Origin of the sequence: Roseburia sp. AF02-12 (assembly GCF_003461765.1) — a bacterium.
Taxonomy (GTDB): Bacteria; Bacillota; Clostridia; order Lachnospirales; family Lachnospiraceae; genus Roseburia_C; species Roseburia_C amylophila.
Map to the genome: position 1 here is coordinate 1628153 of NZ_QTXS01000001.1, position 20672 is coordinate 1648824.

Genomic DNA, 20672 nt, shown 5'->3' on the forward strand with positions numbered 1-20672 from the left:
GAATTACCAAGAGACGAGAGCAAGGTAAAGAAGAGCGAGAGCATCGCTTTTATTTATCTTGCTTTTTTTGTTGCCAGCAGAAAGGAGTTTTATATGTACGATATTGCAATTATTGGTGCCGGAGTCACCGGCTGTGCCATTGCCAGAGAGTTATCCCGCTATCAGGCAGGCATCTGTGTCATTGAACGGGAAGAGGATGTCTGCTGCGGAAGCTCCAAAGCCAACAGTGCCATTATCCACGCCGGATTTGACGCAAAACCGGGCACACTGAAAGCAAAGCTTAATGTAGAAGGAAATGCCATGATGGATACTCTCTCTAAGGATCTGGACATTCCTTTTGTACGAAACGGTTCTCTGGTGGTCTGCACCGATGAACAGGATGCCAGCGAATTGGAACATCTTTTGGAACAGGGAAAAGAAAACAGGGTCAAAGACTTACGCATTCTTGACCGCGAAGCCTTACACACCATGGAGCCAAATTTAGACGACCATGTCACAAGTGCTCTCTATGCACCCACAGGTGGTATCGTCTGTCCGTTTCATATGACAATTGCCTTCGCGGAAAATGCCGTTGCAAATGGCGTTGAATTCTTTTTAAATACTGCTGTAACTTCTATCACCAGCCTAGAAGATGGATACCTGATTTCCACTGATAAGCAGGATATCACCGCAAAAACTGTTATCAACGCTGCCGGTGTATATGCAGATGTTTTTCACAATATGGTAAGCAGCAAAAAACTTCACATTACCGCCCGGAAAGGTGAATACCAGCTTCTTGATAAATCTGCCGGAACTCATGTATCCCATACGATTTTCCAGCTACCGGGTAAAATGGGAAAAGGTGTCCTGGTTACTCCTACGGTTCACGGCAATCTTCTCGTTGGTCCGACCGCAGAGGATACCGATAACAAAGAAGGCAGCAATACCACCAGAGAAGGACTTGCTTCTCTTTCCGAAAAAGCCTCCCACAGCGTTAAGAATCTTCCGATGCGTCAGGTCATTACTTCTTTTGCAGGACTACGTGCCCATGAAGATAATGGCGACTTTATCATTGGCGAAGCAGCTGATGCTCCCGGCTTCTTTGATGCCGCTGGTATCGAATCTCCAGGACTTTCCTCTGCACCAGCCATTGGCGTCATGATGGCCAGACTGGTGCAGGATAAGATGCATTTAACCGAAAAAGAAAATTTCATTGCCACCCGCAAAGGAATTTTAAGACCAGAAAAGCTTTCTTTAGAAGAAAGAAATGAACTGATCAAAAAGCAGCCTGCCTATGGAAACATTATCTGCCGCTGTGAAATGATTTCAGAAGGAGAAATTCTCGATGCTATTCACCGCCCGCTGGGTGCCCGCTCTTTAGATGCCATCAAGCGTCGTACCAGAGCAGGCATGGGACGCTGTCAGGCAGGTTTTTGTTCCCCGCGTACCATGGAAATTCTTGCCAGAGAAGTTCCTATGGAAATGACGGACATCAGCAAATGTGGTGGCTCTTCACAGTTTGTCTATGGATATAACAAAGAGATTCAGGAGGAAATGCCATGAAATCATATGATTTAGTAATCGTTGGCGGCGGTCCTGCAGGACTTGCAGCCGCTGTATCCGCAAAAGAAAATGGAATAAATGATATTCTCATTCTTGAACGTGACAAAGAGCTGGGCGGCATCTTAAACCAGTGCATCCACAACGGTTTTGGCCTTCATACCTTTAAGGAAGAGCTGACCGGGCCGGAATATGCTTTCCGCTTTATTGAAAAAGTACTCGCTCTTGGCATCTCTTACAAGTTAAACACTATGGTAATGGATATCTCCCATAAGAAAAAAATAACTGCCATGAACCGGAAAGATGGCATGTTTGAGATTCAGGCAAAAGCAATTATCCTTGCCATGGGCTGCAGGGAACGGAGCCGTGGTGCCCTTAATATTCCGGGCTATCGTCCGGCAGGTATCTACTCCGCCGGAACGGCACAGCGTCTTGTCAATATGGAAGGCTATATGCCGGGCAGAGAAGTCGTTATCTTAGGCTCCGGTGATATCGGTCTGATTATGGCACGCCGCATGACCTTAGAGGGTGCCAAAGTAAAAGTCGTAGCAGAACTGATGCCTTATTCCGGCGGTCTCAAGCGTAATATTGTTCAATGTCTGAATGACTTTGATATTCCGTTGAAATTAAGCCATACCGTTATTGATATTGAAGGAAAAGAGCGTGTCACCGGTGTTACCATTGCAGAAGTCGGCTCCGATGGAAGGCCAATTGCCGGTACAGAAGAATATTATTCCTGCGATACGCTCCTCTTATCCTGTGGTCTGATTCCGGAAAATGAATTAAGCCGCAGCGCCGGTGTCACTTTAAATCCGGTCACCTCCGGTCCTGTTGTAAATGACAGCTTAGAAACCAGTATTTCCGGTGTTTTTGCCTGTGGAAATGTCCTGCATGTCCATGACCTGGTGGATTATGTTTCTGAAGAAGCCGGTATCGCCGGAGCGAATGCTGCACATTATATTTTATCCGGCAATACTGCTGATGCATGTAATACCAGCAGCCAGCATTCCGATGCATCCGTTTCCGAATGCAGCCAGCCATCTGTCGAAATTATTCCAACCGGTGGCGTCCGCTATACCGTTCCAAAATACATCCGGCCGGAGGCTATGGCAGACAAAGTTACTGTCCGGTTCCGCGTGGGACAAATTTATAAAAACTGCGGAATTGCCACTTACTTCGGCAAAGAACGTATCAGCTTCCGGAAACGTCCGGTTATGGCTCCGGGCGAGATGGAATCCGTTGTCCTTACCAGAGAACAACTTACCAACTGCCCTGGTTTAGAGCAGATTACCATTTGTATAGAGGAGGCGTAAGAGGATGGAAAAACGTGAATTAACCTGTATCGGCTGCCCTTTAGGCTGCTCCATTACCGTAACCATGGAAAATGCAGAAATTCTTGATGTTACCGGCAACACCTGCAAACGCGGCGATGCTTATGCCCGTAAGGAAGTTACCCATCCAACCAGAATTGTAACTTCTACCGTCCGGGTATCCGGTGGCACGATTCCGATGGTGTCCTGCAAAACTAAAGAGGATATCCCAAAAGAAAAGATTTTTGCAATTATCAATGCTCTCTGTGGCATCACTGTTCCTGCACCGGTCTCTATCGGAGATATTCTGGTTCAGGACGTTGCAGGCACCGGCGTGGATATTGTTGCCACAAAAAATGTTCCTGCAAAATTATAATCTCATTGTTATCAAATGATTCACATTATTCTGATAAATATTTATTCCAAGGGGAATAACTGTTTTGGTGCGCCAGTATCTGATTGAGGGGTCGGATGCTGGCGTATCTGTTTGTTTTTCTTTATGATTTTATAGTTTTCCTTTATTATTTCCGGAAATGACGGTATAATATTTATAAATACGAAAATACGATGCGTAGAAAGGCGGTTTTACTATGCTTTCAAATTGTAAAGATGCTATAGATAATTCTCCGATTATTGCAGCCATCAAGGATATGGCAGGATTGAAAAAATGTCTCACCTGCGATAGTCAGGTTATTTTTATCCTGTTTGGAGACATCTGCAATATTGCAGATATTGTAGATAAGGTCAAAGCTGCAGGGAAAACGGCTATGGTACATATCGATTTAATCAATGGCCTGTCCGGAAAAGAGATTGCTGTGGATTTCATCCGCAAATACACCCACGCCGATGGAATTATCACTACAAAACCAGTCCTTATCAAACGAGCCAGGGAATTAGAGCTTTCCACGATTCTGCGATTCTTCGTCATTGATTCCATGGCTTATGACAGCATTGAAAAGCAGCTTCGTTCTGTAAAACCGGATTATATTGAAATCCTGCCGGCACTGATGCCTAAGGTTGTATCCCGCATATGCCGGCTTTCAAAAGTTCCGGTTATTACCGGCGGACTCATTTCCGATAAAGAAGATGTCGTTTCCATGCTGAATGCCGGAGCAGTCTGCATCTCATCTACGAATCCGGATGTGTGGTTTTTGTAATATGATTTTCAATTTATTTTATACAATTTCTATTTGTAACGAATCAGGAGGTTTCCTATGACAGAATCAGAAAAAATGAAGCTGGGACTTTGGTATGATGCCAATTATGACCAGGAATTATCAGAAGAACGTGAGAAAGCCGAAGATTTATATTTCACTTTCAACCATACTGCACCAAAGGAAAAGGAGCTACGGGAAGATATTCTTAAAAAACTGCTTCCAAAAATGGGGGAACGTGTTACCATTCTCTCCCCATTTTATACCGATTATGGTTATAACTGTAACATTGGCTCTGATTGTTTTATCAATCACAATGCCTATCTGATGGACTGTGCTCCAATCACTCTTGGCAGCCACTGTTTTATCGGTCCAAACTGCGGCATGTATACAGCCGTTCATGCTACCATCGCCGAAGAACGCAATCTTGGGCTGGAAAAGGCGCTTCCGATCACTATTGGCGATAACGTCTGGATGGGCGGTGATGTCACCATTCTTCCAGGTATCACCATTGGTGGAAATACCATTATCGGTGCCGGAAGCGTCGTCACAAAGGACATTCCTTCCAATGTCGTTGCCGCCGGCAATCCATGCCGTGTTCTCCGTCCGATTACAGAGGCCGACCGCATTGCAAAGAAATAATGCATTTCATTATAATTACTTCTTTCTTCAAAATATTCTTCCTTTTTAATCTACCTTCTTATTCTTCTTATCAGCACACCATTTGACAAAAGTGTGGAATCAATGTAGTGGCGGGCAAGCAGGATTTCTCCCTGCTGTTCCACTTCAACATCTTCTTCACAGCAGTTGATGATTACCTCCACATAACAATCCGGAAAATCCACTTTCCGGAACTGGATAACACGCTTGTACTTGGCATAATCATTTGGGAAATGGAAATTGCGGCTTTTTAAAAGAGGTTCCTGTCTGCGCAGATGAATCAATGTTGCAATAATTTTGCTGCGCTCAGCATATTTTCCAGCCTCAATATCCTTCCAAGGCATACAACGTCTGCAATCCGGATCATAGCTTCCCTCCATTGCAATTTCCGTTCCGTAATAAATGCAAGGACTGCCCGGCATTGCAAATAATACTGCAATCTGCGCAAAATACTCATCCAGATTTTTCACATCCGAGCGGAGCCGCTTTGTATCATGAGAATCCAGAAGATTGAAAAGCACATCATTGGTCTGCTGCATATAGCTTGTATAGCAGCGGTTAATCGTATACTCAAAATCCTCATTGGTCAGGCTTTTATCTATCCAGAAATCCTTAATACTTTGTCCCAGTGGATAATTCATAACGGCATCAAATTCATCCCCGCGAAGCCACGGAAGTGCATTGTGCCAGATTTCTCCGAGGATATAAATATCCGGGTTAATTTCCTTCACTCTGGCATGCAGTTCCTTACAGAATCGATGAGATACCTCATTTGCCACATCCAGACGGATTCCGTCAATACCATAATGTTCCACCCAGTTTGCGCAGATATCTACAAAATATTTTCTGACCTCCGGATTATTGGTATTGATTTTCGGCATTCCATCATAAAAAGCAAAGGTATAAATCTGTTTTTTCTTTGCTGCCTTTCCTTTCCGGTCAAACGGCCATTCATTAATCATAAACCAGTCATAATATTCTGACTCCGGACCCTTTTCCAGAACATCCTGCCATGGTGCAAAATAATATCCGCAATGATTAAACACGCCATCTAACATTACACGGATGCCACGTTTATGTGCTTCTTCCACCAGATGAATCAATGTCTCTTCATCTCCGAACCGTGGGTCTATCTTTGTATAATCCGTCGTATCATACTTATGGTTGGATGGTGACTCATTGATTGGTGTCAGGTATAATCCATTGATTCCAAGATTCTGCAGGTAATCCAGCTTACTTGTGATTCCAGCCAGATCTCCGCCAAAGCATTCCTCATTTTTCACTCTGCCATGCTCACGCCACGGCACTACATCCTCCGGGTCAATGGAATGGTCGCCGTTACAGAAACGGTCCGGGAAAATCTGATACCACACGGTATCGTTTACCCATGCAGGTGTACGCGGCACATCGCACGGATTCATCCACGGAAATACAAAACACTGGCGGCTTCTGCCTTCCAGATGCATCTGCTCATCACTGACAAATCCATCCTCAAAATAGAACCAGCTTTCATTTTCTGTCTGTAACTTAAAATAATATTTCAGACGTTTATACTCCGGTCGGACAGTTGTTGTCCACCAAATCTGATTTTTCAGACGCTTCTTATAAATGATTGCCTCTTCCGTTCCATCCCAATGCTCTCCGCCACCTAAGATACCAGCAGCAAATGGGTCTCCTGATATGATGGATACCGATTGCACATCATATCCCGTCTTAATATTAATAATTAACTCATCTTCATTCAACGGATAACAATAATTGTCACTCGCCTGATGATAAACTGCATTAAAATCCATTTATTTCCTCTTTCTCTTTACGATGTATTTGTCTTTAAATTATAACATATTTCTTTTCATTTCTCTTTATCATTTTTTCAAATACAGGTATAATAGTTACAAAGATTCAGAAAAGCGGTTATATTATGCTTTCCAACTGTAGAGACGCTATGGAGAATTCACCGATTATTGCGGCGATTAAAGATATGACAGGATTAGAAAAATGTCTGACCTGTGACAGCCAGGTTATTTTTATTCTGTTTGGAGATATCTGCAATATTTCAGATATTGTAGACAAAGTGAAATCTGCCGGAAAAACCGCTATGGTACACATTGATTTAATTAACGGTCTTTCCGTGAAAGAGATTGCCGTGGATTTCATTCAGAAATTTACCCGGGCTGACGGTATTATCACTACCAAACCAGCCCTTATTAAACGAGCCAGGGAATTAGAACTTTCCACGATTCTGCGTTTCTTTGTCATCGATTCCATGGCTTACAGCAGCATCGAAAAGCAGCTTCGCTCTGTTAAACCGGATTACATCGAAATCCTGCCGGCACTGATGCCTAAGGTTGTATCCCACATATGCCGGAGCTGTCTGCATCTCTTCCACCAATCCGGATGTGTGGTTTCTGTAAACTACGACTGAAACCGGAGATTTATTCTTTCTATATTAAATTAGTTCGCTTCCAATACTTTTTTATTCTATATATGTGCAAAGATGTTGACTATTCAACTTTTAACTGTTATGCTTTTATATGTTGAGTATGCAACATTTTTTTATGTAAACAACGGAAAATAATACACTTTTCCGTAGCTTTATGGAGGCAGCTATGATTGAACGATTTGAAACCTTTACCACCAATATTGCATCGATTTACAAAAACATTGTAAAAATAAAGAAATATGAGATGAACAAAATTGGTCTTAAGGGCACTCATGTTACATGCATGAATTTTCTAAACAATTCTCCGGAAGGTCTTACTGCCGCTGAAATCTGTGTTCTCGCCAAAGAAAACAAGGCTGGTATTTCCAGGGCACTTGCCGACCTCCTAGAACAGGGGCTGGTAGAATATGTCAACGCAGAAGATACGTCCGACAAGCGGAAATACCGCGCCAAGGTCATCCTGACACCCAAAGGGATTGCTTATGCCCAAAAAGTAAATGCCGCAATCAACAATGCGGTATCTTTTGGCGGCTCAGATCTTTCCGATGAAACCCGGGCTGTTTTTTATTCTGCATTAAAAACAATTTCCGCAAACTTAGAACAATATTGTAATGAATTAGAAAGGAATGATGATCATGAATAAATGTAAAGCTGCATATTGCAGAATTTTTCAGAAATGTTTTAAAATTGCAATCCCTTTTTTGCCTTACAGACATCCGGAAGTTTTTTACAGCACTTCCAAACTGACCGGGCTTTTTGAAGAAAAAGGCATTGATACTATATTAATCATTACAGATGCCGGTATCCGCAAATTTGGTCTTTTAGACCGGATGCTTATGCATTTTGACCACCATAACATCCATTATTTTATCTATGATAAGACGGTCGCTAATCCAACTACAACAAATGTAGAAGAAGCAAGAGTGCTTTATCTTGAAAAACATTGTGATGCTATCATTGGTTTTGGTGGTGGCTCCAGTATCGACTGTGCCAAGGCCGTCGGTGCAAGAATTGCAAAACCTAAGCAGTCTTTATCCAAAATGAAAGGTATCTTAAAAGTGCATAAAAAACTGCCTTTATTGGTTGCGATTCCGACAACTGCAGGAACCGGAAGCGAAACCACTCTCGCTGCTGTTATCACAGATGCCCAGACAAGACACAAATATGCCATCAATGATTTTCCTTTAATTCCTGCATATGCTGTATTAGACCCGAAAGTAACCATAAGTCTTCCGCCATCTCTTACCGCCACCACCGGTATGGATGCCTTAACCCACGCCGTAGAAGCTTATATTGGCGGTTCTACTACAAGGCATACCAGAAAATATGCTAAAAAAGCAACTAAATTAATTTTTGACAATATCTACAAAGCATATGACGACGGTCAGAATATAGAAGCAAGAAAAGAAATGTTGAAAGCCTCTTTCTTTGCCGGATGTGCTTTTACCAAATCCTATGTCGGCTATGTCCATGCCGTAGCCCACTCCCTTGGCGGCAAATATAATATTCCACACGGACTTGCCAATGCGACAATACTTCCGATGGTATTAGAAGATTATGGTTCTACCATTTGCAAAAAGCTTTACCAACTTGCTGTTTATGCAGGTATTGCTGACGAATCCGATGATTATGAAGTAGCTGCTGATAAATTTATCTCTGCCATCAAAGACATGAAAAAATATTTCCAGATTGGTGATACTTTTTCCGAGATTCAAAAAGAAGATATTCCGGAGCTTTCCAGATATGCCGATAAAGAAGCAAACCCGCTTTATCCGGTTCCAGTTCTGATGAATGCAAAAGAGCTCGAAAAATACTATTATATGCTTATGCCAGAGGAGGAAAAATAATGACTGAAGCTGAAATAACAGAACTTGTTTCTACGCAGCGCAATTATTTTAAAACCGGTGAAACATTATCAGTTGCTTACCGGATTGCCGCTTTAAAAAAGCTGAAAAATACTATTTCAAACCATGAAAATGAAATTTTAGCAGCGCTTAAGGCTGACCTTGGAAAATCAGCCCACGAAAGCTATATGTGCGAAGCCGGACTGGCTTTAAGCGAACTTACCTATATGATAAAGCACACCAGAAAATTTGCCAGTGAAAAAAACGTTCATACGCCCCTTGCACAATTTCATTCCAGAAGCTACAAAAAACCGTCTCCATATGGTGTTGTACTGATTATGAGCCCCTGGAATTATCCTTTCCTGTTAACCATTGACCCATTAATCGATGCAATTGCCGCAGGAAATACTGTCATTTTAAAGCCAAGCGCCTACTCGCCTAACACAAGTGCCATCATCACATCTCTGATAAAAGAATGTTTTGAAGAGAAATATGTAGCAGTTGTAACCGGTGGCCGGGCAGAAAATACGGCTCTTTTGCAGTCGCACTTTGACTATATATTCTTTACCGGAAGTCAGGCGGTCGGCAAAACTGTCTTAGAGCATGCAGCTTCCCACCTTACTCCGGTAACACTTGAGCTTGGTGGAAAAAGTCCCTGCATCGTTGCAGCAGATGCCAACCTGAAATTAGCCGCCAGACGAATCGTATTTGGGAAATATCTCAACTGCGGCCAGACCTGTGTGGCACCGGATTATGTATATTGCGATGAGCAGATCAAAGATGCTTTGCTCCTAGAAATAAAAAAAGAAATCATCCGGCAATATGGGGAATCTCCTCTTGAGAATTCCGATTATGGCAAAATCATCAACGAAAAGCATTTTCATCGCATCAATAGGTTGATTGATTCTTCAAAAGTAATTTATGGCGGTAATTCCAACGAAGAAACGCTGCAGATTGAGCCAACCGTCATGGATCATGTGACTTTTGAAGATGCCGTCATGTCAGAAGAAATCTTCGGTCCGGTTATGCCTGTATTAACTTTTTCACACATGAGTGAAGCTACCGACAAAATTAATTCCATGGCTCATCCTCTTGCTCTCTATATCTTTACTTCAAGCAAAAAGACTGCAGATGAAGTCATTTCCCATACTGGTTTCGGTGGTGGCTGTATCAACGATACCATTATCCATCTTGCCACAACAGAAATGGGCTTTGGCGGCTTCGGCGAAAGTGGCATGGGTTCTTATCATGGCAAAACCGGATTTGATACCTTTTCCCATTATAAAAGCATCGTTGATAAAAAAACCTGTATTGATCTGCCTATGAGATACCAGCCATATACTTCTCTTCATGACAGGCTTATCCGGTTCTTTCTGAAATAACCGGAAGATATTTCGGGTATTTTCCAGAGAAATTGTCTAATGCCCGGTCTATTGGTCTGAATGATCGGGCTTCGGCTAAGTACTGGACTATTGGCTGGCAGGGAGCTTTAAAAGTGCCCTGCTTGTTTATATATCTATTGTAAATATCTGTCTATCATCTCTTCTATAATTTTAAAATCCAGCACATTCTGCTGAGTTTCAAATGTAAGTATCAGATTTTCACCCGGATATATTCCGTTCTTTTCATAAGATTCAATTTTTCTTATTGCTGCTCTTGCATATTCAGGGTTATCCATCATGCTTGAAGAAATTTTTAGCATTTCATATCATTCTCTTTTTTCACATTATAAAACTGAGTATAATTATGAGATTTTGATACCCTGAGCGTTCCCTCTGGCATATCTGCTAATTCTTTTCTCAGCTTTCCAGCAATCTTCTCCAATCTCAAGTATTCCTCTATCAATAATTTTCTTAACCCCTTCATGCATTTCCTCCACTTCTTATTAATTGCAATAAATAACTCTACTTTTCCATTCTATTACAGTTGTTTTTTCTCCCCTCTCATTTTCAGCTGTAACTAAATCACCCCTTCTACAGCTTTTTCTCCGACTCTCCCAAATTCAGCTGTAACTTTCCACCCTTTTCTACAGCTTTTTTCTCGAATCTCTCATTTTCGGCTGTAACTATATCTTCCCGTCTACAGCTCTTTCCCTGAATCGCTCATTTTGTGCTGCAATAGTCGCCAGTAGCAGCTTGTAAATGTAATCATATTCTGATTATGATAATGCTTATCATTAAATTGTAACGGTAATCTGAAATTATATAATCTTAATTTCTGTTAAAATAATGCTATTTATAAGACTACTTCTATATATTGGAAAATGTGTACCCGACCTGGTACTTAGATAAAAATCCCGGAAGCCCAAAGCTTCCGGGAATATTGTTTGAATGTTTTGAATATAATTCGGAAACAACTAACGTTTGCTGAACTGTGGAGCACGACGTGCAGCTTTGAGACCGTATTTCTTTCTTTCTTTCATACGTGGGTCTCTTGTTAAGAATCCGTTAGATTTCAGAACTGGTCTGTAATCTGCATCAACGGTAAGTAATGCTCTTGCAATACCATGACGGATTGCTCCAGCCTGTCCTGTATATCCGCCACCTTTTACGTTTACTAATACGTCGAACTTGTCGGCTGTCTCAGTAACTGTTAATGGCTGACGAACGATAACTTTTAAAGTCTCTAATCCGAAATATTCATCGATATCTCTTTTATTTACTGTAATCTTACCTGTTCCTGGTACTAAATATACTCTGGCAACAGAGGATTTTCTTCTTCCTGTTCCGTAATACTTTGTATTAGCCAATGTTTTTTACCTCCTATTAAAATGTTAAAGCTTCTGGTTTCTGAGCTTCATGCTTGTGGTCTGGTCCTGCGTATACAAATAATTTAGTATACATTTCTCTTCCTAAAGGTCCTTTTGGAAGCATTCCCTTAACAGCGAACTCAATAACTCTTTCTGGATGCTTTGCTAACATTTCCTTTAATGTAGTCTCTTTCATACCGCCTACATAATCGGAATGATGGTAATAAATCTTCTGGTCTAATTTCTTACCTGTTACTTTAATCTTCTCTGCATTTACAACGATTACATAATCACCTGTATCGATATGTGGTGTAAATGTTGGTTTATTCTTTCCTCTTAATACTTTAGCAACTTCTGATGCTAAACGTCCTAATGTCTTTCCATCAGCGTCTACTACATACCATTTTCTCTCAATGGTTGCTGGACTAGCCATAAAAGTTTTCATTGGTTTACCTCCTTGAAATTATAAGGAACATATACATTCTGCGTAATGTCCGGACGCAGTCCGCTTTGCGTTCCACACTATTGTTTCTATAGTTGAAATGTCGCTCCGGGGCTTTGGATTGACATTCTTGTACTATGTCAGACTTAGATATTATAGTACACGACCCCTCGTGTGTCAAGTAAATTCTCTACAAATATTTTCCACAACATTCGCCATATACCATCTATCTTATTATCATAAATATTCGATTCCAATCATCGTTAATCCCTGTGCCGGTGCCGTTGGTCCTGCAGCACTTCTTTCCTTTGCCGCAAGAATTGTTTTTATCTCTTCCGGCTCTATCATTCCCATGCCTGCCTGAAGCAGGGTTCCTGCAATAATCCGGACCATATTATAAAGAAATCCATTTCCAGTAACACGGATTGTAATGATATCCTCCTGCCTGCTTACCGTCAGCTCATAAATGGTACGAACCGTTGTTTCAACCACTGCCGCTGTAGCACAGAAGCTTTTAAAATCATGTTCTCCCCTTAAATATTCTGCCGCCTGCTGCATCTTCTCTAAATCCAGCTTGCGGTAACAGAAATATGTGTTATTCCGATACATCGGAAGCGGAAACTCCCGGTTTAAAATCCGGTATTCATAGGTTTTCCGGCTGTCACAGTGTCTCGGATGAAAATCAGCTGGTACTTCCTCTGATTTCTGCACTACGATGTCCTCCGGAAGCCGCTGGTTCAGGGCATAAGAAATCTTTTCCGCCGGAATGCGGCTCTTCGTATCAAATACTGCTACATTTCCCATGGAATGTACGCCCGCATCCGTCCGGGATGCTCCGGTCACAATAATCTTTTCCCCTAAGAGACTGCTCAAGGTGCGGTTTAGCACGCCTTCTATTGTCTCTCCGTTGGGCTGCACCTGCCAGCCGTGATAATTCGTACCGTCATAGGCTACAATTAGCTTCACCCGTTTCAATCGGTTTGGGGCAGATGGAGTTTTCTGCTCTTCTACCTCTTCTATGTTCACAACCGGATTTATCTCTGTACTCATAATGGAAATGCTCCCGGAAGTATACCGGCTGCCATACCGGACAATACGTTAATCCAGAGGATGCGAAGTCCGATGACTGCTGCAAGATAGACCAGTAAAGTCAGATAAGCCATGCGGTCACGTTTCTGGTAATGAAGCGGTTTCATCTTGGTTCTGCCTTCCCCACCACGATAACAGCGGGCTTCCATTGCCATTGCCAGATCATTGGCACGGCGGAATGCAGATACAAATAGCGGCACCAGAAGTGGAACCATGTTTTTGGCTTTCTGAATCAGATTTCCATGTTCAAAATCTGCTCCTCTTGCCATCTGTGCTTTCATGATTTTATCTGTTTCTTCAATCAGAATCGGGATAAATCGAAGTGCAATTGACATCATCATTGCAATTTCATGCACCGGTACTTTTATATATTTCAATGGAGATAACGCTTTTTCCAGACCATCTGTCAACTCGTTTGGTGTTGTGGTAAGTGTCATCAGCGAGGTTCCGATAATTAAGAAAATCAGACGAACCATCATGACAACAGCATTTTTCAATCCCTCATAAGTAATGGTAAAAATCCAGAAGGAAACCAGCTTTGTTCCCGGTGTCAAAAACAAATTAAATACCGCTGCAAATAACATAATCAGTACAATGGTTTTCAATCCTTTAACCATATAGGAAAATGGCACCTTTGACAGCTTAATTAATACTACCAGAAAGATTGCTGCCAGTATAAATGCCGGAAGTCCCTTAAATACAAACAGGGAAATAATATAAATCAGTGTTCCAAATAATTTCACCCTCGGATCCAGCTTATGAATAACGGAATCTGCCGGATAATATTGTCCTAATGTAATATCTCTTAACATACTGTTCCATCCTGTCTCTTTGTTATTACACGCAGGATTTCATCCCGTGCCTCGTCTACTGTAGTTGCATCTGTGCTTACCGGGAAGCCTTCTTCCTTCAATTCATGCATCAGATAAGTTACCTGTGGTGCCGCAAGTCCGATTGCTTCCAGTTCTTTATAGTGGCGGAATACTTTCTTTGGAACATCATCAAACATCACCTGTCCCTGATTCATTACAATAATTCTTCCCACATATTTAGCCACATCTTCCATGCTGTGTGAAACAAGAATGATGGTAATTCCACGTTCTTTATGCATTGCTGCAAGCAAATCTAAGATTTCATCACGGCCTTTCGGGTCAAGTCCCGCTGTCGGTTCATCTAAAATCAGCACCTCCGGCCGCATGGCAAGCACCCCTGCGATTGCAACACGTCTTTTTTGTCCACCGGACAAATCAAAGGGTGACTGATAATATAATTCTTCCGGAAGTCCTACGCTCCGTAATGCTTCAAATGCCCGAAGTCCTGCCTCTTCCTTGGTCAGTCCCTGGTTCTTTGGTCCAAAGGATACATCATCAAAAATGGTAGTTTCAAAAAGCTGATGCTCCGGATACTGAAAGACAAGTCCCACTTTACTACGCAGGGCTTTCATATCAAAGTCCTCTTCGTAAATATCCTGTCCATTATAATAAATGCCGCCGCTGGTAGCTTTTACCAGTCCGTTCAAATGCTGAATCAGGGTGGATTTACCAGAACCGGTATGTCCGATGATACCGATAAATTCTCCATCTTCTATTTTCAGATTAACATCCCTTAAGGCATGTATCTCATAGGCAGTGCCTGAGCTGTAAACATAATTTAATTCATTTATTAGGATTGACATAGCTTTTCCAACGCCTCCGTCAGTTCTTCTCTGGTCAGGATTCCATCCGGTATATCCAGTCCCGCCTTCTTAAGTTCATATGCTAATAATGTAATCTGCGGCACATCCAGACGATATTCCTTCAATCGTTCCACCTGGGAAAAGATGCTGCGCGGCGTTCCCTGCATAACCACTTTTCCGGCATCCATAACATAGACATGGTCTGCCTCTACCACTTCTTCCATATAATGTGTAATCAGAATGATGGTCACACCCTTTTCCCGGTTCAGTGCATGAACAGCTTCTAATACTTCTTTTCTTCCTACCGGATCCAGCATGGCTGTCGGCTCGTCTAAAACAATACATTCCGGCTGCATCGCCATTACCCCGGCAATAGCCACACGCTGCTTCTGTCCGCCGGATAATTTATTCGGGGAATGCTCTCTGTATTTTAACATGCCGACCGCTTTTAAGCTTTCTTCCACACGCTGCCAGATTTCATCTGTCGGCACGCCTATATTTTCCGGTCCAAATCCGACATCCTCTTCTACCACGCTTGCAATAATCTGGTTGTCCGGATTCTGGAATACCATTCCGGCACGCTGTCTGATATCCCAGATATTTTTCTCATCTGTGGTATCAAAGCCATCTACCCAGAGACTTCCCTCTGTGGGCTCTAAAATTGCATTGATATGCTTGGCAAGGGTAGATTTTCCGGAACCGTTGTGTCCTAATACTGCGATAAAGTCACCTTTTTTTACATCAAGGCTTACTTTATCAAGGGCAGTCTGGATAGACTCCACATTGCCTTCTTCATCACGTCTTATATATTCATGTACCAAATCTTTTGCTTTGATGATGCCCATAATTTACCTTTCTACCAATGTAATCTGTGCAGTTCACCCGCCAGCCGCATATGGTCAAAATTGTTCTGGCGCAGTGCTTCATATAATACGATTGCTGCTGAATTGGATAAGTTTAAGGAACGGGTATCTCCGATCATAGGAATCCGGATACACTCATCCGGATGCTGTATCAGAATTTCTTCCGGAATACCCGCACTTTCCTTTCCAAACATAATATAACAGTCCGGCTCATAATTTACTTCTGTATAAACATGGCGCCCCTTGGTGGTTGCCATATAAATCTTTGCACCCGGATTCTTCTCTAAGAAATCCTCATAATTGACATATCTTGTCACATCCAGCTGGTCCCAGTAATCCATTCCTGCCCGCTTGATTGCTTTCTCTGTCAGATGGAAGCCCAGCGGCTCAATCAGATGCAGTCTGGTTCCGGTTGCTACACAGGTTCTTCCGATATTTCCGGTATTATAAGGAATCTCCGGCTCATAAAGTACGATATTAAGCTTCGCCATTGTTCCCGCCTCGCAATCCTGTTATGTAACGCTCCATACGGTCTAATGCCTCTTTCAGATTATCCAGGGAATAAGCATAGGAAATACGGATAAATCCTTCTCCGCAGTCACCAAATGCAGTTCCCGGAACAACCGCTACCTTCTCTGTCTTTAAGAGATTGGTGGCAAATTCTTCAGAAGTCATTCCAAATTCTTTGATACATGGAAAACAGTAAAAGGCTCCATATGGTTCAAAACACTCCAAGCCCATTTCTTCAAAACGGTGCATCAGATATCTTCTTCTGCCATTATATTCTTCCCGCATTCTCTGGACATCTTCATCCCCTGCCCGAAGTGCATCCACTGCTGCATACTGTGAGGTAGTCGGTGCACACATAATTGCATACTGATGAATCTTTAACATCTGGTCTAAGATGATTCTCGGTCCACAGGCATAGCCCAAACGCCATCCGGTCATCGCATGGGATTTGGAAAATCCATTGATAACAATGGTACGCTCCTTCATGTCAGGAAGGGATGCGATAGAAATATGTTTCTCGGTATAAGTCAGTGCAGAATAAATCTCGTCACTGATGACAAAGAGGTCATGCTTCTTTACTACCTCTGCCACTGCTTCTAAATCCTTTTTCTCCATGATTGCTCCGGTCGGATTATTCGGGAAAGGCATAACAAGAAGCTTGGTTTTTGGTGTAATTGCCGCTTCTAATTCTTCTGCAGTCAGACGGAAATCGTTTTCTGCCTTAAGATTAATCGGCACCGGCACACCATTGGCAAGCACGGCACATGGCAGATATGATACATAACTTGGCATCGGGATTAACACTTCATCGCCCGGGTCAAGCATGGCACGCATGGCAATATCAATTGCCTCGCTTCCGCCTACGGTTACTACGATTTCATGCTGATAATCATACTGCAAGTCATAATTACGGAATAAGTATTTTGCAATTTCTATTTTTAATTCTTTTAATCCGGCATTGGAAGTATAGAAGGTACGTCCCTTCTCTAAGGAATAAATTCCCTCATCCCGGATATGCCATGGAGTATCAAAATCCGGCTCGCCTACTCCTAAGGAAATAGCATCTTCCATCTCATTTACAATATCAAAAAATTTCCGGATTCCAGATGGCTGTATCGTTACGATTGTTTTTGATAATGGATTTCTCATGGTATCATCTGTATCCTTTCATCTTTTGATTTTGCTGCCATAATGGTTCCGTGGTCTTTGTATTTTTTCAAAATAAAGTTGGTCTGTGTACTTAATACGGAGTCTAATGCAGAAAGTTTCTCAGATACGAACTGGGATACTTCACGCAGGCTCTTTCCCTCGATGGTCACCAAAAGGTCAAAGCTTCCTGAAATCAGATATACAGAATTTACTTCCGGATAATTATAAATACGCTCTGCTACTTTATCAAATCCCATACCACGCTGCGGAGTAACCCGTACTTCAATTAATGCGGATACTTTTTCTACGCCGGCTTTATCCCAGTTAATCAAGGTATGATAGCCACAGATGATATTTTCTTTCTCCATTGCTTCTAATTCATTCATAACGACTGCTTCTTCTACGCCCAATACAACAGCCAGCTCTTTTAAATCAATTCTGCTGTTCTTCTCTATAAAGGTTAAAATCTTCTCTCTCATGCTTCAATTCCTCCAATTGATTTCTGATTTACTACTGAATTACTTTATATAATTCATCCGTCTTCGGTGGTTCTAAAAATCTGCGTTCGTCCTCATTCATAAGCACGCGGTCATTTCCCGCAGTTGCTTTTCCGATTACCGTTGCTTCAATACCATTTTCCTTTAATCTTCTGATCAGCTCATTTCCATCAGCTGCTGCCATCAGCATACAGCCGCTGGAGATCAGTTCATAGGGATTGATATGGAAAAACTCACAGACTTCTACTGTCTCCTGCCGAAGCGGAATCTTCTTTAAGTCGATTTCCAGTCCGACGCCGGATGCTTCTGCCATCTCCCAGAGTGCTCCAAATATTCCGCCCTCTGTTACATCATGCATTGCTCCCACGCCAGACTTCACGGCGGTGGCGGCCTCCGGCATTACAGATAAATACCGGTCAAGTGCCTGTGCCTGTTCTACAAAATGCCTGGAAAAATGAGTACAGAGTTCTTCTTCCTTTTCATGGGCAATAATAGCTGTTCCCTCCAGGCCAATCCATTTCGTTGCAATAATATCCATGCCCGGTCTGGCTCCTCCGGTAGAAATGAGTCCGTTCTTCTTTACCTTCCCTACACCGCATACAGTAACCAGTGGCTGATTTACCACCCTGGTAATCTCGGTATGTCCGCCCATAATCTGAACGGACACCGCCGCGGCAGCCTCTTCCAACTCCTGCATCAGTTGTTTCAAAAGGCTTTCTTCCGTGTACTCCGGCAGCAATATGGTTAACATAACTCCAATTGGTTCTGCTCCGGCACTTGCCAGGTCATTAGTAGTAATGAGAATTGCCAGCTTTCCGATTTCATGGATTGTTCCTGTAATCGGATCCGTAGACATTACAAACATCTCATCCGGGGCAAGGGTAAGGGCAGCACAGTCTTCTCCCACGCCTGCACCTAACACAACTTCCTTTCTCTTCGTATGCAATTGTCTGATTACGGAGCGTTTTAATACGCTTTCCGGCACTTTTCCTATCTTCATAGATTCTTCTTCCCATTTTTACAGCATAAGGCTGTCTCATAGCCGAGGCAGCCTTTCTTGCTTCTTATTTACGCGGATGGCGATAAAAATCGCATGCCTGCATCATCTTTCACCGTTTTACTGGGTGGTTGCAGCTCCATCTCCGGTTCCTGTATCCGGTGTCGTCGGTGTTGTTGGTGTTGTTGGTGTAGTCGGTGTCGTCGGTGTTGTTGGTGCGGCAGGTGCATCAGCCGGTGGCTCTACTCCACCGGAAGCCGCCTGTTGCTGCTGCTGCGCTGCAGCTTCTGCCGCTCTTGCTGCTACCGCATCTGAGCACCAGGTTGCTGCTGCAGAACGGATAACTGCTTCATCCTGCGTTGCAATCGCTGCATTCATTGCTCCAATTGCCTCTTCATTATCAGAGCCCATACCAACAGAAATAATTCTAGGTGTTGCTTTATATTTACTGGTATTAAATACCTCTCTGCTTTCTTCTACGCCATCTACGGTAACAATCTTCCAGAGTTTTGCCGATTTACCGATGTGTGCTTTCTGAACGGTTACAGTTCCAATCGGGTCTTCAGTAGTCTGCACCTGAATAGTCGGCTCTTCTTCACTGACCGTTTCACTGACAAAGTTTACCTGACGGTCAGCCGGTCTTGTCTCCTGACCAAATACGTTGAAATATACAATACCGCCGCTGCAGTATCCTTCAATATAAATCGGAGCCTCCTGATTATTCTTAAATTTCAAATCCTTTAAATTGCTGGCAATCGCTGCATCCATAGATGGCTGTACATATGTTACCAGCATGGAATGTGCATAACGCTCAGTAATATCCAGTTCTGCACGGATAACCGCATTATAAAGCGTTGTGGAAACCTGACATACACCACCACCATAAGATTCTACGGTTGTACCATTCTCGTATGCACCTGCCAGTTCATATCCACCGGAAGCGTCCAGTGGTGCAATAGCTTCATACACAGAAAATTCCTCTCCCGGGTAAAGTACGGTTCCATCAATTTTACTTACCGCATTTTTTACATTTGCCACACGACCGGCAGAAGAATCACTGAAGTCGGTAGAGAAAGAGCCCAGTAAATCCTTTACCTTGGAAAGTTCTTCTGCAGTTCCTTCCGGCTCTACCACATTTGCTACCAGACTGATGGCTGCATCTCCGCCCTTCCATTCTTCGGTAAAATATTTCTGTAAACTTTCTACAGAAGCATCCTCATCTACTTCGATACCTTCCTGGCCATCGATGATTTTAAATTCACCATCCTCACGTGTAAGGCCATTGTTGACCGCTTCCTGGTTCAGCTCTTTGGCGTGATTTTCCAGAAAACTTTTTGTGGTGTCTGTATCTACGGTATATATAATATCAAATACTTTATTTTCCTTTTCCAGATCTTTCTTCGCTTTGTAACGCTCCAGAAGATTTCCCGTACGGGTATAATTCATTGCTTCTTTTACGATATCCTTATTGCTCCAGCTCAATCCCAGATCAGAAGGGCTTGCCTTTACACTGTTTTCTGCGGCGGACAGTTCAAAGGTCGCATCCTCATAAGCAGATACTGCTGCTTCTACAGCTGCCTCTGCATCTGATTCACTCATTCCGCCTACAGACACATCCCCGATATATACGTTCTGTGGAATCACTTCTGCATTTTCATCCGCTTTCACAATTGCGGTTGCTGATACACCCGCTGTTACTGCGAGTACCAGTCCCAGAATCGGAAGCACTAATTTTATTTTTTTCATATTCT

At 42.7% G+C, this 20672-nt stretch carries 23 protein-coding genes; 9 read left to right on the forward strand and 14 right to left on the reverse strand.

The annotated features are described in order from the left end of the window. Positions 1-93: 93 nt before the first annotated feature. The 5 genes from DV740_RS08010 to DV740_RS08030 all read left to right on the forward strand — a co-directional run bounded on the left by DV740_RS08010 (position 94) and on the right by DV740_RS08030 (position 4645). Positions 94-1542, forward strand: coding sequence for an NAD(P)/FAD-dependent oxidoreductase (locus tag DV740_RS08010; RefSeq protein WP_118087809.1), 1449 nt, complete (start codon positions 94-96; stop codon positions 1540-1542). Then, positions 1539-2852 (forward strand): NAD(P)/FAD-dependent oxidoreductase, encoded by a 1314-nt coding sequence (locus DV740_RS08015; protein ID WP_118087810.1) that lies wholly within the window; start codon positions 1539-1541, stop codon positions 2850-2852. Before DV740_RS08010 ends, DV740_RS08015 begins: the two co-directional genes overlap by 4 nt. Before the next feature lie 4 nt (positions 2853-2856). Continuing rightward, positions 2857-3225 carry a DUF1667 domain-containing protein gene (locus DV740_RS08020; RefSeq protein ID WP_117696644.1) on the forward strand — a complete coding sequence of 123 codons (369 nt, stop codon included), beginning with the start codon at positions 2857-2859 and terminating at the stop codon, positions 3223-3225. Positions 3226-3439: 214 nt separating this feature from the next. Continuing rightward, the gene (locus DV740_RS08025) at positions 3440-4006 is read left to right on the forward strand and encodes a glycerol-3-phosphate responsive antiterminator (protein ID WP_117841659.1); all 567 of its coding nucleotides are present in this window, start codon (positions 3440-3442) and stop codon (positions 4004-4006) included. 57 nt (positions 4007-4063) lie between these two features. Continuing rightward, positions 4064-4645, forward strand: a complete 582-nt coding sequence (locus tag DV740_RS08030) for a sugar O-acetyltransferase (protein ID WP_117696640.1) — start codon at positions 4064-4066, stop codon at positions 4643-4645. Between the two features lie 50 nt (positions 4646-4695). Here the strand turns inward: DV740_RS08030 and DV740_RS08035 are convergent, their stop codons facing one another. After that, entirely contained in the window at positions 4696-6459 is a 1764-nt protein-coding gene (locus DV740_RS08035) for a glycoside hydrolase family 13 protein (protein ID WP_117841657.1), read from the reverse strand. 125 nt (positions 6460-6584) lie between these two features. Here DV740_RS08035 and DV740_RS08040 point away from each other — a divergent pair, with 125 nt between their 5' ends. The 4 genes from DV740_RS08040 to DV740_RS08055 all read left to right on the forward strand — a co-directional run bounded on the left by DV740_RS08040 (position 6585) and on the right by DV740_RS08055 (position 10332). Continuing rightward, the gene (locus tag DV740_RS08040) at positions 6585-7088 is read left to right on the forward strand and encodes a glycerol-3-phosphate responsive antiterminator (protein WP_330415601.1); all 504 of its coding nucleotides are present in this window, start codon (positions 6585-6587) and stop codon (positions 7086-7088) included. Between the two features lie 184 nt (positions 7089-7272). After that, positions 7273-7749, forward strand: a complete 477-nt coding sequence (locus DV740_RS08045) for a MarR family winged helix-turn-helix transcriptional regulator (RefSeq protein WP_158561540.1) — start codon at positions 7273-7275, stop codon at positions 7747-7749. Beyond that, positions 7742-8953 (forward strand): iron-containing alcohol dehydrogenase, encoded by a 1212-nt coding sequence (locus DV740_RS08050; protein WP_117696629.1) that lies wholly within the window; start codon positions 7742-7744, stop codon positions 8951-8953. The genes DV740_RS08045 and DV740_RS08050 overlap by 8 nt, the downstream gene beginning before the upstream one ends. Continuing rightward, positions 8953-10332 carry an aldehyde dehydrogenase gene (locus DV740_RS08055; protein ID WP_118087811.1) on the forward strand — a complete coding sequence of 460 codons (1380 nt, stop codon included), beginning with the start codon at positions 8953-8955 and terminating at the stop codon, positions 10330-10332. Before DV740_RS08050 ends, DV740_RS08055 begins: the two co-directional genes overlap by 1 nt. A 134-nt stretch (positions 10333-10466) precedes the next feature. Here the strand turns inward: DV740_RS08055 and DV740_RS08060 are convergent, their stop codons facing one another. The 13 genes from DV740_RS08060 to DV740_RS08115 all read right to left on the reverse strand — a co-directional run bounded on the left by DV740_RS08060 (position 10467) and on the right by DV740_RS08115 (position 20667). Continuing rightward, positions 10467-10652, reverse strand: coding sequence for a hypothetical protein (locus DV740_RS08060; protein ID WP_118087812.1), 186 nt, complete (start codon positions 10650-10652; stop codon positions 10467-10469). After that, positions 10646-10816 carry a hypothetical protein gene (locus DV740_RS14795; protein WP_158561541.1) on the reverse strand — a complete coding sequence of 57 codons (171 nt, stop codon included), beginning with the start codon at positions 10814-10816 and terminating at the stop codon, positions 10646-10648. The genes DV740_RS08060 and DV740_RS14795 overlap by 7 nt, the downstream gene beginning before the upstream one ends. Positions 10817-11306: 490 nt before the next feature. Beyond that, a complete protein-coding gene (rpsI, locus tag DV740_RS08065) occupies positions 11307-11699 on the reverse strand; it encodes a 30S ribosomal protein S9 (protein WP_022242745.1) in 393 nt (130 codons plus the stop codon). A 16-nt stretch (positions 11700-11715) separates the two neighbouring features. Next, on the reverse strand, positions 11716-12144 hold the full coding sequence (gene rplM, locus DV740_RS08070; RefSeq protein WP_022242744.1) for a 50S ribosomal protein L13: 429 nt from the start codon (positions 12142-12144) through the stop codon (positions 11716-11718). Between the two features lie 234 nt (positions 12145-12378). Beyond that, complete coding sequence (gene truA, locus DV740_RS08075) at positions 12379-13116, reverse strand: tRNA pseudouridine(38-40) synthase TruA (RefSeq protein ID WP_118087979.1); 738 nt, start codon at positions 13114-13116, stop codon at positions 12379-12381. 71 nt (positions 13117-13187) lie between these two features. Further along, positions 13188-14042 (reverse strand): energy-coupling factor transporter transmembrane component T family protein, encoded by an 855-nt coding sequence (locus DV740_RS08080; protein ID WP_117947109.1) that lies wholly within the window; start codon positions 14040-14042, stop codon positions 13188-13190. After that, on the reverse strand, positions 14036-14905 hold the full coding sequence (locus DV740_RS08085; protein WP_118087813.1) for an energy-coupling factor transporter ATPase: 870 nt from the start codon (positions 14903-14905) through the stop codon (positions 14036-14038). The genes DV740_RS08080 and DV740_RS08085 overlap by 7 nt, the downstream gene beginning before the upstream one ends. Continuing rightward, a complete protein-coding gene (locus tag DV740_RS08090; protein ID WP_022242740.1) occupies positions 14893-15750 on the reverse strand; it encodes an energy-coupling factor transporter ATPase in 858 nt (285 codons plus the stop codon). The genes DV740_RS08085 and DV740_RS08090 overlap by 13 nt, the downstream gene beginning before the upstream one ends. 11 nt (positions 15751-15761) lie before the next feature. Continuing rightward, on the reverse strand, positions 15762-16259 hold the full coding sequence (locus DV740_RS08095) for a tRNA (cytidine(34)-2'-O)-methyltransferase (protein WP_022242739.1): 498 nt from the start codon (positions 16257-16259) through the stop codon (positions 15762-15764). After that, positions 16246-17427: an aminotransferase class I/II-fold pyridoxal phosphate-dependent enzyme gene (locus DV740_RS08100; RefSeq protein WP_118087814.1), complete on the reverse strand. Its 1182-nt coding sequence runs from the start codon at positions 17425-17427 to the stop codon at positions 16246-16248. The genes DV740_RS08095 and DV740_RS08100 overlap by 14 nt, the downstream gene beginning before the upstream one ends. Then, positions 17424-17906: an Lrp/AsnC family transcriptional regulator gene (locus DV740_RS08105; protein ID WP_118087815.1), complete on the reverse strand. Its 483-nt coding sequence runs from the start codon at positions 17904-17906 to the stop codon at positions 17424-17426. The genes DV740_RS08100 and DV740_RS08105 overlap by 4 nt, the downstream gene beginning before the upstream one ends. A 31-nt stretch (positions 17907-17937) precedes the next feature. After that, positions 17938-18924, reverse strand: coding sequence for an AIR synthase family protein (locus tag DV740_RS08110; protein WP_118087816.1), 987 nt, complete (start codon positions 18922-18924; stop codon positions 17938-17940). A 117-nt stretch (positions 18925-19041) separates the two neighbouring features. Next, positions 19042-20667 carry a VanW family protein gene (locus tag DV740_RS08115; protein ID WP_118087817.1) on the reverse strand — a complete coding sequence of 542 codons (1626 nt, stop codon included), beginning with the start codon at positions 20665-20667 and terminating at the stop codon, positions 19042-19044. Between the last annotated feature and the right edge of the window lie 5 nt (positions 20668-20672).